The 16,957-nt window shown below is 45.2% G+C and carries 18 protein-coding genes and 1 pseudogene; 15 read left to right on the top strand and 4 right to left on the bottom strand.

The features are described from left to right. The first annotated feature begins 35 nt into the window (after positions 1 to 35). The 6 genes from nadB to LWH95_RS06235 all read left to right on the top strand — a co-directional run bounded on the left by nadB (position 36) and on the right by LWH95_RS06235 (position 6,411). A complete protein-coding gene (gene nadB / locus LWH95_RS06260; RefSeq protein WP_133486656.1) occupies positions 36 to 1,631 on the top strand; it encodes an L-aspartate oxidase in 1,596 nt (531 codons plus the stop codon). Further along, complete coding sequence (nadC, locus tag LWH95_RS06255; protein ID WP_133486658.1) at positions 1,585 to 2,454, top strand: carboxylating nicotinate-nucleotide diphosphorylase; 870 nt, start codon at positions 1,585 to 1,587, stop codon at positions 2,452 to 2,454. The genes nadB and nadC overlap by 47 nt, the downstream gene beginning before the upstream one ends. After that, a complete protein-coding gene (nadA, locus tag LWH95_RS06250) occupies positions 2,441 to 3,553 on the top strand; it encodes a quinolinate synthase NadA (protein ID WP_232919170.1) in 1,113 nt (370 codons plus the stop codon). The genes nadC and nadA overlap by 14 nt, the downstream gene beginning before the upstream one ends. A 115-nt stretch (positions 3,554 to 3,668) precedes the next feature. After that, positions 3,669 to 4,847, top strand: a complete 1,179-nt coding sequence (safA, locus tag LWH95_RS06245; RefSeq protein WP_232919169.1) for a spore coat assembly protein SafA — start codon at positions 3,669 to 3,671, stop codon at positions 4,845 to 4,847. 138 nt (positions 4,848 to 4,985) lie between these two features. After that, on the top strand, positions 4,986 to 5,585 hold the full coding sequence (locus LWH95_RS06240) for a YhcN/YlaJ family sporulation lipoprotein (protein ID WP_003237553.1): 600 nt from the start codon (positions 4,986 to 4,988) through the stop codon (positions 5,583 to 5,585). Between the two features lie 103 nt (positions 5,586 to 5,688). Beyond that, a complete protein-coding gene (locus LWH95_RS06235; RefSeq protein ID WP_232919168.1) occupies positions 5,689 to 6,411 on the top strand; it encodes a YebC/PmpR family DNA-binding transcriptional regulator in 723 nt (240 codons plus the stop codon). A 40-nt stretch (positions 6,412 to 6,451) separates the two neighbouring features. Here LWH95_RS06235 and LWH95_RS06230 read toward each other — a convergent pair whose 3' ends face one another. From LWH95_RS06230 to LWH95_RS06220, 3 genes and pseudogenes are all read right to left on the bottom strand, one after another. Further along, positions 6,452 to 7,906, bottom strand: a complete 1,455-nt coding sequence (locus tag LWH95_RS06230; RefSeq protein WP_148982092.1) for an alanine/glycine:cation symporter family protein — start codon at positions 7,904 to 7,906, stop codon at positions 6,452 to 6,454. Between the two features lie 161 nt (positions 7,907 to 8,067). Beyond that, entirely contained in the window at positions 8,068 to 8,205 is a 138-nt protein-coding gene (locus tag LWH95_RS06225; RefSeq protein ID WP_232919167.1) for a hypothetical protein, read from the bottom strand. Next, positions 8,180 to 8,540, bottom strand: a pseudogene (locus LWH95_RS06220) (DUF5412 family protein). Before LWH95_RS06220 ends, LWH95_RS06225 begins: the two are co-directional and overlap by 26 nt. 203 nt (positions 8,541 to 8,743) lie before the next feature. On the opposite strand from LWH95_RS06220, the gene LWH95_RS06215 reads away from it, so the two are divergent. Further along, a complete protein-coding gene (locus LWH95_RS06215) occupies positions 8,744 to 8,866 on the top strand; it encodes a hypothetical protein (RefSeq protein WP_003237547.1) in 123 nt (40 codons plus the stop codon). A gap of 46 nt (positions 8,867 to 8,912) precedes the next feature. Here LWH95_RS06215 and LWH95_RS06210 read toward each other — a convergent pair whose 3' ends face one another. Further along, positions 8,913 to 9,560: a phosphotransferase gene (locus tag LWH95_RS06210; RefSeq protein WP_232919166.1), complete on the bottom strand. Its 648-nt coding sequence runs from the start codon at positions 9,558 to 9,560 to the stop codon at positions 8,913 to 8,915. Between the two features lie 236 nt (positions 9,561 to 9,796). Here LWH95_RS06210 and iolG point away from each other — a divergent pair, with 236 nt between their 5' ends. The 8 genes from iolG (at position 9,797) to tgt (ending at position 16,943) form a co-directional block, all read left to right on the top strand. Next, positions 9,797 to 10,822 carry an inositol 2-dehydrogenase gene (gene iolG, locus LWH95_RS06205; RefSeq protein ID WP_133486670.1) on the top strand — a complete coding sequence of 342 codons (1,026 nt, stop codon included), beginning with the start codon at positions 9,797 to 9,799 and terminating at the stop codon, positions 10,820 to 10,822. 70 nt (positions 10,823 to 10,892) lie between these two features. Then, the gene (locus LWH95_RS06200) at positions 10,893 to 12,200 is read left to right on the top strand and encodes an MFS transporter (RefSeq protein ID WP_232919165.1); all 1,308 of its coding nucleotides are present in this window, start codon (positions 10,893 to 10,895) and stop codon (positions 12,198 to 12,200) included. Positions 12,201 to 12,247: 47 nt separating this feature from the next. Beyond that, positions 12,248 to 12,760, top strand: a complete 513-nt coding sequence (gene bofC, locus LWH95_RS06195) for a sporulation cell-cell signaling protein BofC (RefSeq protein ID WP_133486672.1) — start codon at positions 12,248 to 12,250, stop codon at positions 12,758 to 12,760. A gap of 138 nt (positions 12,761 to 12,898) precedes the next feature. Further along, positions 12,899 to 13,504, top strand: coding sequence for a Holliday junction branch migration protein RuvA (gene ruvA, locus LWH95_RS06190; protein WP_064814390.1), 606 nt, complete (start codon positions 12,899 to 12,901; stop codon positions 13,502 to 13,504). A 10-nt stretch (positions 13,505 to 13,514) separates the two neighbouring features. Then, positions 13,515 to 14,519 carry a Holliday junction branch migration DNA helicase RuvB gene (gene ruvB, locus LWH95_RS06185; protein ID WP_019259052.1) on the top strand — a complete coding sequence of 335 codons (1,005 nt, stop codon included), beginning with the start codon at positions 13,515 to 13,517 and terminating at the stop codon, positions 14,517 to 14,519. Next, the gene (locus LWH95_RS06180) at positions 14,512 to 14,712 is read left to right on the top strand and encodes a DUF2905 domain-containing protein (RefSeq protein ID WP_003222669.1); all 201 of its coding nucleotides are present in this window, start codon (positions 14,512 to 14,514) and stop codon (positions 14,710 to 14,712) included. Before ruvB ends, LWH95_RS06180 begins: the two co-directional genes overlap by 8 nt. 29 nt (positions 14,713 to 14,741) lie before the next feature. Further along, positions 14,742 to 15,770, top strand: a complete 1,029-nt coding sequence (gene queA, locus LWH95_RS06175) for a tRNA preQ1(34) S-adenosylmethionine ribosyltransferase-isomerase QueA (protein WP_019259050.1) — start codon at positions 14,742 to 14,744, stop codon at positions 15,768 to 15,770. Positions 15,771 to 15,797: 27 nt separating this feature from the next. Beyond that, entirely contained in the window at positions 15,798 to 16,943 is a 1,146-nt protein-coding gene (gene tgt / locus LWH95_RS06170; RefSeq protein ID WP_003237529.1) for a tRNA guanosine(34) transglycosylase Tgt, read from the top strand. Positions 16,944 to 16,957 lie beyond the last annotated feature (14 nt).

Below are 16,957 nucleotides of genomic sequence, written 5' to 3'. Positions count from 1 at the left end.
TGTCAAGACAGGTGTAAACAACAGGAGGGTGGCATATGTCTAAAAAGACGATTGCAGTCATCGGTTCAGGGGCGGCGGCACTTTCCTTAGCGTCCGCTTTCCCGCCTTCATACGAAGTGACTGTCATCACAAAGAAAAGCACCAAAAACAGTAATTCAGTCTATGCACAAGGCGGGATTGCTGCGGCTTATGCAAAAGGTGACTCGATTGAAGCCCATCTGGAGGATACGTTATATGCGGGTTGCGGACATAACGATCTGACGATTGCATCAGACGTTTTACATGATGGGAAAATCATGATTCAAAGCTTATTGGAGAGCGAATTTCCATTCGACCGCAATGAACAAGGCGATGTTTGTCTTGGCAGAGAAGGAGCCCACTCATACAACCGCATTTTTCATGCAGGCGGAGACGCAACAGGCAGACTGCTAGTTGATTATTTGCTGAAACAGATCGACAGCAATATCGAGGTAAATGAGCATGAAACAGCAGCAGATTTGCTGATGGAGAATGGGCATTGTATCGGTGTCATCACAAAAGACAGCCAAGGGCGGATCAAGGTAAGATATGCGGATGCAGTTGTGCTGGCGGCCGGCGGATGCGGAAGCCTGTTTCTTCACCATACGAACGATCCATCTGTCACAGGTGACGGCCTTTCTTTAGCTTACCGGGCCGGAGCGGAAATAACTGATTTAGAGTTTACCCAGTTTCACCCGACACTGCTAGTGAAAAATGGTGTTTCCTATGGGCTTGTTTCAGAAGCTGTCAGAGGGGAAGGCGGATGTTTAGTTGACGAAAACGGCCGCCGGGTTATGGCTGACCGGCATCCTTTAGGTGATTTGGCTCCAAGGGACATCGTCTCCCGGGTTATTCATGAAGAAATGGCAAAAGGAAACCGTGTTTATATCGACTGCAGTGCGATTTCTGATTTCGAAGCACGTTTCCCTACCATCACCGCTATTTGTGAAAAAGCAGGGGTGAAGATCCAAAGCGGAAAAATACCTGTTGCCCCGGGAATGCACTTCTTAATGGGAGGTGTTTCAGTTAATCGCTGGGGGGAAACGACAGTGCCGGGGCTTTATGCAATAGGCGAGACTGCATGCACCGGTTTACACGGAGCCAATCGGCTTGCAAGCAATTCCTTATTGGAAGCACTGGTGTTTGGAAAAAGAGCAGCAGAGCATATCATGCAAAAACCGGTTTATAACATGCAATATCAATCAGCACCAGAAAACAGTGTAATCTATGAGGTACCGCACACAGAGGTGTATGAACTGCAAAGCAGAATGACAAGCAACATGTCTATCTTGCGGGAACAAGGCAGTCTGATTGAGCTGAGCATCTGGCTTCATACGCTTCCTTTTCAGGAAGTGAATGTGAAGGATATCACAATCCCGCAGCTGGAACTTTCTCATTTATGGCAAACTGCAAAGCTGATGACATTTTCAGCGCTTTTGAGGGAGGAAAGCAGAGGGGCTCACTTCCGCACCGATTTTCCTCAAGCTGATGTACGCTGGCAAGGAAGACAAATTGTTCATACAAAAAAGGGAACGAAGATTAGAAAAAACGAGGGGATTTGGAAAAATGAATCATTTACAGCTGAAAAAATTGCTGAATCACTTTTTTCTTGAGGACATAGGGATGGGGGATCTTACATCGCAGTCAATCTTTGGAGAACAGAGCTGTGAAGCGGAGATTGTTGCAAAATCAGACGGCATCTTTGCCGGAGCTGCAGTGATAAAAGAAGGCTTTGCTTTATTAGACGAACATGTTCAAATCATTTTGCATAAAACAGATGGGGACATTTTGCGAAAAGGTGAAGTGATTGCCGTGTTATGCGGTCCGGCGGCTGCGCTTCTTTCAGGAGAGAGGGTCGTATTAAATCTCATTCAGAGGATGTCAGGAATTGCGACGATGACAAAGGAGGCTGTTCGGCGGCTGGATGATGAACAGATTAAAATTTGTGACACGAGAAAAACAACACCGGGGCTGAGAATGCTGGAAAAATACGCTGTCAGAGCCGGGGGCGGATATAATCATCGATTCGGCTTGTATGACGGCATCATGATTAAAGATAATCATATTGCAGCATGCGGCTCTATTTTAGAGGCATGCCAAAAAGCTCGTCAGGCCGCGGGGCATATGGTAAATATCGAGGTGGAAATTGAAACGGAGGAACAGCTGCGGGAAGCAATTGAAGCAGGAGCAGATGTTATTATGTTTGACAACTGCTCGCCTGATACGGTCCGACATTTTGCAAATCTCACACCGAACCATATAAAAACTGAAGCTTCGGGCGGGATTACGTTAGAATCTTTGCCTGCTTTTAAAGGGACGGGCGTGAATTATATTTCATTAGGATTTCTGACTCATTCCGTCAAAAGTTTAGATATCAGCATGGATGTTACATTATCAAATGAATTTGCGGAGGAATGCCGTTATGTCAATTCTTGATGTGATAAAACAATCGAATGATATGATGCCTGAAGGTTATAAAGGAATGTCGAGAAAGGATATGGAAACGCGTGTTGCCGCCATTAAGAAAAAGTTCGGCAGCAGGCTCTTTATACCAGGCCATCATTATCAAAAAGACGAAGTGATACAATTTGCTGATCAAACAGGCGATTCCCTGCAGCTGGCCCAAATTGCGGAAAAAAACAAAGAAGCGGATTATATCGTATTTTGCGGCGTGCATTTTATGGCAGAGACCGCTGATATGCTGACAGGTGATCAACAAACGGTCATCCTGCCTGATATGAGAGCAGGATGTTCTATGGCAGACATGGCTGACATGCAGCAGACCAATAGGGCGTGGGAGAAGCTTCAGCATACATTCGGAGATACGATCATACCATTAACTTATGTGAACTCCACTGCGGAGATCAAGGCTTTCGTCGGTAAGCATGGCGGAGCGACTGTAACTTCTTCGAATGCGAAAAAAGTGCTTGAATGGGCGTTTACACAGAAAAAAAGAATTTTATTTTTGCCTGACCAGCATTTAGGGAGAAATACGGCTTATGATCTGGGCATCGCGCTTGAGGATATGGCTGTGTGGGACCCGATGAAAGATGAATTAGTGACTGAGTCTGATCATAAGAATGTAAAAGTGATTTTGTGGAAAGGGCATTGCTCTGTTCATGAAAAATTCACCGCGAAAAATATCCATGATGTGAGAGAGCGTGACCCTGACCCTGACATTCAGATCATTGTGCATCCGGAATGCTCACATGAAGTCGTGACGCTAAGTGACGACAGCGGATCAACGAAATATATTATCGATACAATCAACAAGGCTCCGGCGGGAAGCAAGTGGGCAATCGGAACAGAAATGAATCTTGTCCAGCGGATCATTCAAGAGCATCCTGATAAACAAATCGAATCACTCAATCCTGACATGTGCCCGTGTCTGACAATGAATCGAATCGATTTGCCGCATTTGCTGTGGTCTTTGGAACAAATAGAAAAAGGAGAACCTTCAGGCGTGATCAAGGTGCCAAAAGCCATTCAGCAAAATGCCCTCCTTGCCTTGAATCGAATGCTTGCGATCACGTAAATCAGAAATATTTCCCCTCCTTTACTCATAACTTCTTTTGTTCAGGCATATGTTGTGAAGAAACATATTGTAATCACAGCTGAACTGTTCACGTTTTGCATAGGAGGGGAAAACGTTGAAAATCCATATCGTTCAAAAAGGCGATTCGCTCTGGAAAATAGCTGAAAAGTACGGAGTTGATGTTGAGGAAGTGAAGAAACTCAATACACAGCTCAGCAGTCCAGACTCAATCATGCCTGGAATGAAAATAAAAGTGCCGTCCGAGGGTGTCCTGGTCAGAAAAGAGCCAAAAACGGGCCCGGCGGCCGGGAGTGTGAAGCAAGAACATCCAGAACACCCATATGCGAAAGAGAAGCCTAAATCCGTTGTCGACGTGGAAGACACAAAGCCGAAAGAAAAGAAGTCTGTGCCGTATGTCCCGCCGATGCCTAATTTGCAGGAAGATGTGTATCCTGAAGCTGATGTGAACGATTATTATGATATGAAACAGCTTTTCCAGCCTTGGTCGCCTCCAAAACCGGAGGAGCCAAAACATCATGACGGAAATAATGATCATATGTATCACATGCAAGATCAATTTCCACAACAGGAGGCTATGAGTAATATGGAAAATGCAAATTATCCGAATATGCCTAATATGCCAAAGGCGCCAGAGGTAGGCGGTATTGAAGAAGAAAACATTCATCACACAGTTCCGAATATGCCGGCTGTTCAGCCTTATTTTCATTATCCGGCTCATTTCGTGCCGTGTCCGGTTCCTGTCTCACCAATTCTTCCGGGTTCAGGATTATGCTACCCGTTCTATCCGGCACAACCTTATCCAATGTATCAGCCTCATGGATACCAGCCAAGTTTTGTATCGCCTCAGTATGATCCGGGTGAATATGAAAACCAGCATCATGAAAACAGTCATCACGGACATTACGGTTCATTCGGAGCGCCTCAATACGCATCACCGGCTTTTGGTTCTCCGTATGGACATATGCCGTATGGCCCTCATTATGGCACACCTCAAGTAATGGGAGCATACCAGCCGGCTGCTGCTCCAGGATACATGCCGTACAAAGATCATGACGACTGCGGCTGTGATGATGGTCATCAGCCATATTTCTCCGCACCTGGATATTCGGGACTTGGAGCTTATGGAAGTCCTAATTTGCCTTACGGCGCAGCTAACCCAAATCCTAATCCTAATCCTAATCAAAATCCATATGCGGCCGGAGTTTCAATGCCGATGACGAATCAGCCTTCAGTAAACCAAATGTTTGGCCGGCCGGAAGAAGAAGATGAGTGATTGTTCGGAACGATGTAAATCGTTCCTTTTTTTGTTTCACTGCTAAATGGACAGAACTTACAAGCTTAACATGCCCCTCGGACGCACATGATAAAAACGAGCAAACATGCTCAAATTCGTCCACGGGGGGCTTTTCCATTGGGTAAAAAAATGACGATCGCTAGCTTGATTCTAATGACAGCCGGCTTAACAGCATGCGGAGCAAACGATAATGCTATGAATGATACGCGCAATAACGGCAATACCCGTCCAATCGGATATTATACAAATGAAAATGACGCTGACAGGCAGGGAGAAGGAATCGTCGACAATGACGGTCCTGTTACTGAATTAATGGAGGACCAGAACGGCGGTAACCGAAACACTACTAATGTAAATAACCGTGACCGTGTTACTGCTGACGATCGCGTTCCTTTGGCAACTGACGGAACATATAACAACACGAATAACAGAAACATGAATCGGAACGTGACGAACAACGGATATGACAACCAAGAAAACAGAAGACTGGCTGCAAAAATTGCCAACCGTGTGAAACAAGTGAAAAACGTCAATGACACACAAGTTAAGGTAACGGATGACCGAGTGGTCGTTGCAGTCAGAAGCCACAGAGAGTTCACAAAGTCCGACAGGGAAAATGTTGCAAAAGCGGCACGCAACTATGCGAATGGCCGTGACGTCCAAGTGTCCACAGACAAAAGGCTGTTCACGAGACTTCATAAAATGAACTCCCGCTAGGACGGAAAGGCTGCCGGAAATGATATTCGGCAGCCTTTTTCTTTGCGTCAGCGAACAATACCTATTAAAGTGTACATAGAAAATGTCAAAAGAAGGTGAAAATATGGCAGGCCATTCCAAGTGGAAAAACATACAAAAAAGAAAAAATGCACAGGATGCAAAGCGCGGGAAAATCTTTATGAAACTCGCGAAAGAAATCTATGTGGCAGCGAAAGAAGGCGGAGCTGATCCAGAAGCAAATTCAGCATTGCGTCTTGTCATCGAAAAAGCAAAAGGCGCCAATATGCCGAATGAAAATATAGACCGTGCCATTAAAAAAGCCGCAGGGAGCCAAGACGGAAGCAGCTATGAGGAAATCACCTATGAAGGCTATGGTCCATCAGGGATCGCCGTTATGGTTGAATGTGTAACGGATAACAAAAACCGAACGGCGTCAAATGTGCGTACAGCATTTAATAAAAATGGCGGAAGTCTGGGAGAAAGCGGATGTGTAGCCTTCTTATTTGAACGGAAGGGATTCATTGCAATCGACCGTACAGAACGGCAAATAGAAGAAGATGAGCTTATGCTTGATGTGCTGGAAGCAGGGGGAGAAGAGCTGCAGACAGAAGAAGAGCAATATGAGGTATTAACAGAGCCCGAGCGTTTTGCTGAGGTAAAAACAGCTCTAGAATCGAAATATCCCATTTCTTCGGCAGAGGTGACCATGCTTCCGAAAACCTATGCAGATGCCGATGATCAGGCTGTTGAGAAGCTGGAAAAACTGATTGACATCCTTGAAGATGACGATGATGTTCAAGAAGTCTATACCAATTACCGCTTATAAAAAACCGGCACGATGTTATATCGGGCCGGTTTTTGTATATTCAAGAGACACGCTCATTTTCCTGTGTGTATTCCTTCTCCCAGAAATCAGCGTTTTTGATGCCCAACGCCTTCGGATCAAAGACTGGGTCTAAGCCTTGCTTCTTTTGGCGCTCGTAATCCTTTAAGGCGAGAAGCGCGGGTTTGGCAAGCAGCACGATGGCTATGACGTTCAGCCATACCATAATGCCAAGCCCTGCATCGCCTAATGCCCAAGCCAGTGAAGCGGTTTTCACAGTTCCATAGAACGTCGCGGCTAAAATAATCAGTTTTAATCCGAGCATTGCCCATTTGCTTTCTCTGCCTCGGGCTAAATAAGCGATATTTGTTTCTGCGATGTAGTAATACGCCATTATTGTTGTAAATGCGAAGAAGAATAAAGCGATGGCGACAAAGCCTGCACCGAATCCGGGAAGCACGCTGTCAATGGCCGCTTGAGTGAAGCCAGGCCCCGCCTCTACGCCTTTAAGTTGTTGAACAATAAAGGAACCATCTGCAGCCTGAGTATTATACATACCGGTAAATAAGATCATGAATGCTGTAGCGGAACATACAAATAGGGTGTCAATATAAACGGAAAATGCCTGAACCAATCCCTGCTTGACCGGATGGGAAACTTCTGCAGCGGCGGCCGGATGCGGGCCTGTTCCCTGGCCGGCTTCGTTTGAGTAAATGCCCCGTTTGACTCCCCAAGAAATCGCCATGCCGATCAGGCCGCCAAAAGCGGAATCTAATGCAAAAGCGCTTTTGAAAATCAATGAGATGACAGCAGGCAATTCAGTAATATTCATGACAATAATGATCAAAGAAAGCAGGATATATCCAATGGCCATAAACGGAACAATCATTTGCGCGGCATTGGCAATTCGTTTGACGCCGCCAAAAATAATAAACCCTAATAATAAAACGAGAATACAGCCTGTGATGGCAGGAGAGATGCCGAATGCATTTTGGACGCCAGCTGCAATGGAGTTGGACTGTACGCCCGGCATCAGAAGGGCCATTGCAATAAGGGCAGCAGCGGCAAATAGGACGGCAAACCATTTAATGCCTAAGCCTTTTTCTATATAATAAGCGGGGCCCCCTCGATATTGGCCGCCTTGTTTCACTTTGTAAATTTGAGCAAGAGTTGATTCAACAAAGGCGCTCGCAGCACCGATAAAGGCAATCGCCCACATCCAGAACACTGCGCCGGGTCCGCCGAATGCAATCGCTGTCGCCACACCCGCAATGTTTCCTGTTCCCACTCGGCCGGACAGCGCAATCGATAATGCTTGAAAAGAAGAAACGCCGGCTTCAGAGCTCTTTCCCTGGAACATCAGAACTATCATTTCCTTCAAATGCCTGACTTGTAAAAAGCGGGTCATAATAGAAAAGACTAATCCAATTCCCAATAAAATATAAATGACGGGTGTACTCCATAAAACCGCATTCAAACTAGCAACAAAATCTCCCATCAAGCTTCCCCCTCACTTCATTTCGAATACATGTATAAAAAGGATTTTGGTCTAATCGAACTATTTCTACAATCGATTTGTCACATTATATGACCGGTAATTATCAATGAGAAGAGAAGGGGAAAAAGAAAACGCGGCATATCGATTACGCCGCGTTTTTCTTACAGAGGCAAACTGATGGCAATTGTAAAAAGGTCCTTCAACAACAAATAGCCAAGCTCTGTCAATCCGTATATAAAAGGAAAAGCAATCAGGAATTGTTGGAATCGTTTTTCATTTGTTCCATTTATCACATTCATGTTTTCGCCTCACTGACGCCTGCGGCGGTTCTTCACGGATCCAATGATCATCCTTTCGCCAATCATATGTTTCATCAGTATCGAGATGTAAAGTCTGATTGCCGATTTTCACTGTATTGTGATTAATCCATTTAACAGCTGGGCTGCTGTCCGGATAATTACAGTAAATTGTTTTTTTTAACAAGTGTTTTTTTATTCACAAGTTCGCCTCTGGCTGCATCTAAGCTTAAGGTATTTCGGGATACATACGTGTTTAACATATAGCAGCTGCCGTCCGGCGATTCAATCGATTGGACGAGACTGCCTTTTGGAACGTTTTTCAGTGAAAATAACATCCAATAGACGGCGCCGCCGAAGAATATCAGAAGTGCAAATATGATAATCGGAATTTTGCTGCGTATATTGATGTGACTCTCTCCCTTTTTTTCTCTCATGTTACCATATACCGGGTTTATGCTATCTTTACATTTCCTTAAAATTCCCTCAATAAACTGATGGTATGATGAAATAAAACAAATAAAGGGTGGGGGAGACAGAAATGGAGAAAACATATTGTCATTCCGGCGAGAAGGGCTCAGAAGCGGTTTACTTAACTGTGAGAGGCTATCGAATTAAGTTGTCACCTGAACAAATGAAACTGATTTCTGCTGTCAGAAAGTAAATATAAATGGACAAAAGGCAGCCGCTTGAGCGGCTGCCTTTTCGATTTAAGAATATTTTCTTTTCCGTTGCGCGAAACGCTTTTGGAACCAATCTTTCTTATATAAAAATGCAATAATCTCAAGCCAAAAACCCGGAATCTTTTTGGGGAATATCGGTTTTTTATAGAGTGCATGATACGCTGATTTTAAATCGTCCCACTGAGTGCACGTTTTTGTCTGTTCAAATCTCGCAACATCAATCACCCGCACCGCTCCGCTTTCTGTCAGAATCAGATTCCGCAAATGAATGTCTGACGGGTTCAGACCGGCTCCCCGTGCGTCAGAGAGTGCTTCTTCAACCTGCTGAATCATGTCATCACTGATCGCAATGCCTTTCTTTAGACAGTTATAAAAGGTTTCACCTTTAATATATTCCATGAGAATAAATGAATCACCAGTTTCGTAAATGTCAGGGTAGAATGCGGACCCGGCTAATTTTTCATAGATCGCGGCTTCTTTGACGGCTGTCGCTTGATATTCCGGAAAAAATACTTTCAGCGCCATTTTTCGATCACCTTCTGTTAAGGCGAACACATAGGCGCTTCTTCCCTTGCCGATGAGAGTCAATTCCTCGGACTTTTCTTTGACTTTATCAAATCTGCTGTTCTTGCGGTATATGACTGAATGGGCCAGTGCCTCTGCTTTTGTCAGCATTTCATTCACCTTCTTTGCTCTATTTTATGCAGTTGTTTATAGGAAAATCATAAACTGTTCGGGAAAAAGAGCCTATTTCTAGTGTATCTGGTCTTGAAGAAGAAGGCTACCTATAAGTCTTGATTGTGATAAAAGAGACATAAAGCGATCATTTCCATTCTTGAAAAGCGCTTACAAATGGGATAGTATTAATTTTAAATAAAGCGCTTTCGTAAATGTTCAAGGAGGAACAAGCTATGACAAAACAGATTGTGACAGGGATTATCGGTGCGGGGCGCATCGGCAAACTTCATGTTCAAAATATACGCCGGATTCCTCACATGAAAATAAAAGCGGTCTCTGATATTCAGGCAAGCCGTATAAAAAGCTGGGCTGACAGTCATCAGATTGAATACATAACCTCTGACTATCGTGATTTATTACATGACCCTGATATTGACGCTGTTTTCATTTGCTCACCGACAGCTGCACATGCGCAGATGATCAGAGAAGCGGCCGAGGCGAAAAAGCATATTTTTTGTGAGAAGCCCATCAGTTTTTCTCTAGATGAAACAAAAGAAGCGCTCGCAGCCGTCCGAAAACACGGGGTTGCACTTCAAGTCGGATTTAACCGCCGTTTTGATCCTCATTTTAAGAAAATCAAAACGATTGTTGAAAATGGTGAAATCGGTACGCCCCATTTATTAAAAATTACTTCTCGGGACCCAGAACCCCCGAATATAGATTATGTCCGTACCTCGGGCGGCTTGTTTATGGATATGTCGATCCATGATTTTGATATGGCCAGATATATTATGGGAAGCGAAGTGACGGAAGTGTATGCAAAAGGAGCGGCTTTGGTGAATCCTTCTTTTGCAGAGCTGGGAGATATTGATACGGCTGTCATTACACTGACTTTTGAAAACGGTGCCATGGCTGTAATTGACAACAGCCGCCAAGCTGTCTACGGATATGACCAGCGGATTGAGGTCTTCGGGACGAAAGGCTCGGCAGCAGCGGACAACAGCAGGCCGACGACGGTCGAAGTGTCAACAGCTGATTTTGTGATGAAGGATAAACCGCATTTCTTTTTCCTGGAACGCTATAAGGGTTCGTATGAGGAGGAGATTCTTCGGTTTGCGGAAGCGATTGATACAAACCGGGAGACTGCCTGCACCGGCAACGACGGTTTTCAGGCGGAACGGATCGCCAGAGCGGCCCAGCAATCGCTTGCTATTGGCATGCCTGTCAGTATTGAGCACACTGAAAAAATCGTTTTTTGATCAAGCAGGATTACATTTCAGCAAGCTTGGGTATATACTCCATTGATACTTTAAGTAGGCGGTGGAGAGAATGAATACAGCACATGCTAAAGGAAATGTTTTGAACAAAATCGGAATTCCTTCTCACATGGTTTGGGGTTACATTGGCGTTGTCATCTTTATGGTTGGAGATGGCCTCGAACAAGGCTGGCTGTCTCCTTTTCTCGTTGATCATGGTCTCAGTATGCAGCAATCCGCATCGTTATTTACCATGTACGGCATTGCTGTCACAATCTCGGCTTGGCTTTCAGGCACGTTTGTCCAAACTTGGGGGCCAAGAAAAACAATGACTGTCGGCTTGCTTGCATTTATCCTCGGTTCGGCCGCTTTTATCGGCTGGGCGATTCCTCATATGTATTATCCGGCTCTCTTAGGCAGCTATGCTATTAGAGGCTTGGGATATCCGCTGTTTGCGTACTCTTTTCTTGTGTGGGTGTCATACAGCACCTCTCAAAAGATTCTTGGAAAAGCCGTCGGCTGGTTTTGGTTTATGTTTACGTGCGGCCTTAACGTGCTCGGTCCATTCTATTCAAGCTATGCGGTTCCGGCATTTGGGGAAATCAATACGCTTTGGAGCGCTTTACTGTTTGTAGCGGCAGGCGGATTTCTCGCTCTATTTTTTAACAAAGATAAATTTACACCTGTGCAAAAACAAGATCAGCCGAAATGGAAAGAGTTGTCGAAGGCATTTACAATTATGTTTGAAAACCCTAAAGTCGGCATCGGCGGAGTGGTCAAGACAATTAATGCCATAGGACAATTTGGATTTGCCATCTTTCTCCCGACTTATTTAGCGCGCTACGGATATTCTGTTTCAGAATGGCTGCAAATATGGGGAACGCTGTTTTTTGTTAATATTGTGTTTAATATTATTTTCGGTGCAGTCGGAGATAAACTTGGCTGGCGCAATACCGTGATGTGGTTTGGAGGTGTGGGGTGCGGCATTTTTACGCTGGCGCTTTATTACACGCCTCAGTTAATCGGGCATCAGTATTGGGTGCTGATGATTATCGCCTGCTGCTACGGTGCGGCATTGGCAGGCTATGTGCCATTAAGTGCGCTTTTGCCGACGCTTGCTCCTGATAATAAAGGCGCTGCCATGTCTGTGTTAAACTTGGGGTCCGGATTATGTGCGTTTATTGCACCGGGCATTGTGAGTCTTTTCATTGGACCGATCGGCGCTGGTGGCGTCATTTGGATCTTTGCGGCGTTGTATTTTTTCAGTGCTTTTCTGACACAATTTTTGACGATTTCTGAGCAAAGCGCTGATGTGTATACGGAAGAACGGCTGGTCAGGGAAAACGTGCAAACAAATTTTGAGAAAACGGTTAAGCAGTAGCCTCTTTGGTCAAACTAATCATAAACGTGTGCAAAGAGGTGTAGAGGGTGAAACGATTCAGCACGGCGTATCTGTTGCTGGGCATTCTTTGCTCAGCTGCAGCATTTCTAATAGGTGCTCCTCCCCGCGTACTTGGGGCGGAAGTGGAGCACTATGAACCGCTGCAGGTGCATGTGCAGCTTGAAAAAGTGTATTTGGACGGAGATGTCAGCATTGAGCATAAGCGTGAAAAAGTGCTTTCTATGGATGATTTTTGGGCAGCTTATGCCGGCTGGACACTGGTCGAACAAAAAAAGGGTTATGTGCTCTTCCGGAAGCAAATGGACGATATTTCTCCGCTCAGCAAGGTGAACGGGTATATCGGTGTATCGGATAATGGAGTGATTTCCACTTTTCATGGTCGGCCTGAGTCAGCTTCCGAACCGATTCAGTCTTTTTTCCAAATTGATTTAGAAAGGCTGGAAAGCCATATGCAAAAAAATCTGCTGAAAGGCATTCCATTTCGGACAAAAGCGGAGTTTGAGGACGTCATAGAACATATGAAGACATACAGCGGGTGACGTTCGCTGATTGAAGACATGTATTCATGTCTTTTTTTTCGTGGAAGAATGAGAGAGAAGCGAACATATGTTAACTTTTCTATAAGACTTTGGCTGTTTTTATGGTACAATGAAGAACAGTCAAAGAGGTGAATTTGCGTGATCGAATTTGTTAAAGGGACGATTGATTATGTATCTCCCCAATATATTGTGATAGAGAACGGCGGCATTGGCTATCAGATTTTCACGCCGAATCCGTTTATATATAAGGAGAGAAGTCAAGAAACGATTTTTACGTACCATCATATCAGAGAGGATGCTTTTTCGCTCTACGGTTTTTCAACAAGAGAGGAGAAGGCGCTCTTTACAAAGCTCTTAAACGTGACCGGGATCGGTCCAAAAGGCGCACTCGCCATTTTGGGCTCAGGTGATCCGGGAGCGGTTATCCAAGCGATTGAAAATGAGGATGAAGCCTTTTTGGTCAAGTTTCCTGGTGTAGGAAAGAAAACCGCGCGCCAGATTATTCTTGATTTAAAAGGAAAGCTTGCTGATGTTGTGCCTGAAATGATTGAAAATCTGTTTAATCATGAAGAAAGACTTGAAAAGCAAACAGCAGAAACGGCTCTCGAAGAAGCGCTTGAGGCCCTCAGGGTTCTCGGATATGCTGAAAAAGAAATCAAAAAGGTGCTTCCTCACTTAAAAGAAGATATTGGGCTGACTACAGACCAATACGTGAAAAAAGCATTACAAAAACTATTGAAGTAAGGTGATGTTCATGGATGAACGGCTCGTCTCAAGTGAAGCAGACAACCATGAATCAGTGATAGAGCAAAGCCTGAGGCCGCAAAATCTGGCGCAGTATATCGGGCAGCATAAGGTGAAAGAAAATTTGCGCGTGTTTATAGATGCGGCAAAAATGAGGCAGGAGACGCTGGATCATGTACTTCTGTACGGGCCGCCCGGACTCGGGAAAACCACGCTTGCTTCCATCGTTGCCAATGAAATGGGAGTGGAATTGCGGACGACATCAGGGCCTGCGATTGAAAGACCTGGTGACTTGGCTGCCATATTAACGGCGCTGGAGCCGGGAGATGTATTATTTATTGATGAAATACATAGGCTGCACAGATCGATTGAAGAAGTGCTTTATCCTGCAATGGAGGACTTTTGTCTGGATATTGTGATCGGCAAAGGTCCCTCTGCCCGCTCGGTCCGGCTTGATCTGCCGCCTTTTACGCTGGTAGGCGCCACGACGAGGGTAGGGCTTTTGACAGCGCCGTTAAGAGATCGATTCGGCGTAATGTCGCGCCTTGAATACTATACGCAAGAGGAACTGGCGGATATTGTCACAAGAACTGCAGATGTATTCGAGGTTGAGATTGATAAACCGTCCGCTCTTGAAATTGCAAGAAGATCGAGAGGTACGCCCCGCGTAGCGAATCGTCTCCTGAGAAGGGTCCGCGACTTCGCCCAGGTGCTGGGTGACAGCCGGATTACGGAAGAGATTTCGCAGGATGCGCTTGAGCGGCTTCAGGTTGACCGTCTCGGTTTGGATCATATTGATCACAAGCTGCTGATGGGCATGATCGAAAAATTTAACGGCGGCCCGGTGGGTCTTGATACCATTTCAGCCACAATCGGCGAAGAACCGCATACGATTGAAGACGTGTACGAACCGTACCTCCTGCAAATCGGATTTATCCAAAGAACGCCGCGTGGAAGGATCGTGACACCGGCCGTTTATCATCATTTCCAAATGGAGGCTCCCCGATATGACTGAATTCCCTAAGATCATTATGATTCTTGGTGCTGTTTTGCTTATCATTGGAGCAGTTTTGCATTTTGTCGGCAAGATGCCGGGAGATATTTTTGTGAAAAAAGGAAATGTCACATTTTTCTTCCCGGTTGTCACTTGTATCATCATAAGTGTGGTATTATCAATTTTGCTTAATCTTTTCGGCAGAATGAAATAACAAAAGACTAGAATAAAGGTGAAATCATCATGAAAGTCGATTTATTTGATTTTGAACTACCGGAACGTTTAATTGCACAAGTGCCGTTGGAGCAGCGTGATGCTTCAAGGCTGATGGTGCTTGATAAACATACAGGAGAGCTGACTGACAGCTCGTTTAAACACATTATCAGTTTCTTTAAAGAAGGAGATTGTCTTGTACTGAACAATACCCGTGTGCTGCCTGCGCGGTTATTCGGGACAAAAGAGGATACCGGCGCGAAAGTGGAACTGCTTTTGCTGAAACAGGAAGCTGGTGACAAGTGGGAAACACTTGCCAAACCAGCGAAACGGGTAAAAAAAGGAACCGTTGTGACATTTGGAGACGGAAGATTGAAGGCTGTCTGCACGGAAGAGCTTGAGCATGGCGGCAGAAAAATGGAATTCCAGTATGACGGTATTTTCTACGAAGTGCTGGAATCTCTTGGAGAGATGCCGCTCCCGCCATATATTAAAGAACAGCTCGATGACAGAGAGCGCTACCAGACCGTATATTCTAAAGAAATTGGCTCTGCGGCCGCGCCTACTGCGGGACTTCACTTCACGGAAGAAATCTTGCAGCAATTGAAAGACAAAGGTGTGCAAATTGAGTTCATCACTCTGCACGTAGGCCTTGGAACGTTTCGTCCTGTGAGTGCCGATGACGTTGAAGAGCATAATATGCATGCAGAGTTTTATCAAATGTCAGAAGAAACGGCGGCAGCCTTAAACAAAGTAAGGGAAAATGGCGGCCGGATTATTTCTGTCGGCACGACATCGACACGCACGCTTGAAACGATTGCCGGAGAACATGACGGGCAATTTAAAGCATCAAGCGGCTGGACATCTATTTTTATTTATCCGGGCTATGAATTTAAAGCCATTGACGGAATGATTACAAACTTCCATTTGCCGAAATCGTCATTGATTATGCTGGTCAGCGCGCTTGCGGGAAGAGAAAACGTTCTCCGCGCTTATAACCATGCGGTGGAAGAGGAATACCGTTTCTTCAGCTTCGGAGACGCGATGCTGATTATATAATTTTGAGAACAGGAGGCCTCATTAAAAGTGGCTGAACAACCAATACGCTATGAATTTATAAAAGAATGCAAACAAACAGGGGCTCGGCTAGGCAAAGTGCATACCCCTCACGGCTCCTTTGAAACACCAGTGTTTATGCCGGTCGGCACACTGGCGACAGTCAAAACGATGTCACCTGAAGAGCTGAAAGCAATGGATGCGGGCATCATTTTAAGCAACACTTATCACCTATGGCTCCGCCCGGGTCACGATATTGTCAAGGAAGCAGGCGGACTCCACAAATTTATGAATTGGGACCGCGCGATTTTAACAGATTCAGGCGGTTTTCAGGTCTTTTCCTTAAGCAAGTTTCGTAATATAGAGGAAGAGGGCGTCCATTTCCGCAATCACCTAAATGGAGACAAGCTGTTTTTATCTCCGGAAAAAGCGATGGAGATCCAAAACGCACTCGGCTCTGATATTATGATGGCGTTTGACGAATGTCCGCCGTACCCGGCAGAGTACGATTATATGAAGCGGTCAGTTGAGCGGACAAGCCGATGGGCGGAACGCTGCCTGAATGCCCACAACCGTCAGGATGAACAAGGGCTGTTTGGCATTGTACAGGGCGGAGAATATGAAGATCTGCGTACACAAAGTGCGAAGGACTTGATCTCCCTTGATTTCCCGGGATATGCTATAGGCGGATTATCAGTCGGAGAGCCGAAGGATGTCATGAACCGTGTACTCGAGTTTACAACACCGCTCCTGCCGAAGGATAAACCGAGATATCTGATGGGAGTCGGTTCTCCGGACGCACTGATCGACGGAGCGATCCGCGGGGTCGACATGTTTGACTGTGTGCTGCCTACCCGGATTGCAAGAAACGGCACAGTGTTTACAGCTGAAGGCCGTCTCAATATGAAAAATGCGAAATTCGAAAGAGATTTCCGTCCGATTGATGAAGAGTGTGATTGCTATACATGTAAAAACTACACTCGCGCGTATATCAGACACTTGATCCGCTGCAATGAAACATTTGGCCTTCGATTAACAACTTACCATAACCTTCATTTTCTGTTACACTTAATGGAGCAGGTAAGACAGGCTATTCGTGAGGATCGTCTGGGTGATTTCAGAGAAGAGTTCTTTGAGCGTTACGGCTACAACAAGCCAAATGCGAAAAGCTTCTAAATAAAAATGAAAAA

Source organism: Bacillus sp. G16, from assembly GCF_021282335.1.
Classification (GTDB): domain Bacteria; phylum Bacillota; class Bacilli; order Bacillales; family Bacillaceae; genus Bacillus; species Bacillus inaquosorum.
Note: the sequence above shows the minus strand (reverse complement) of the source record. Positions and strands in the feature narration are given on the sequence as shown.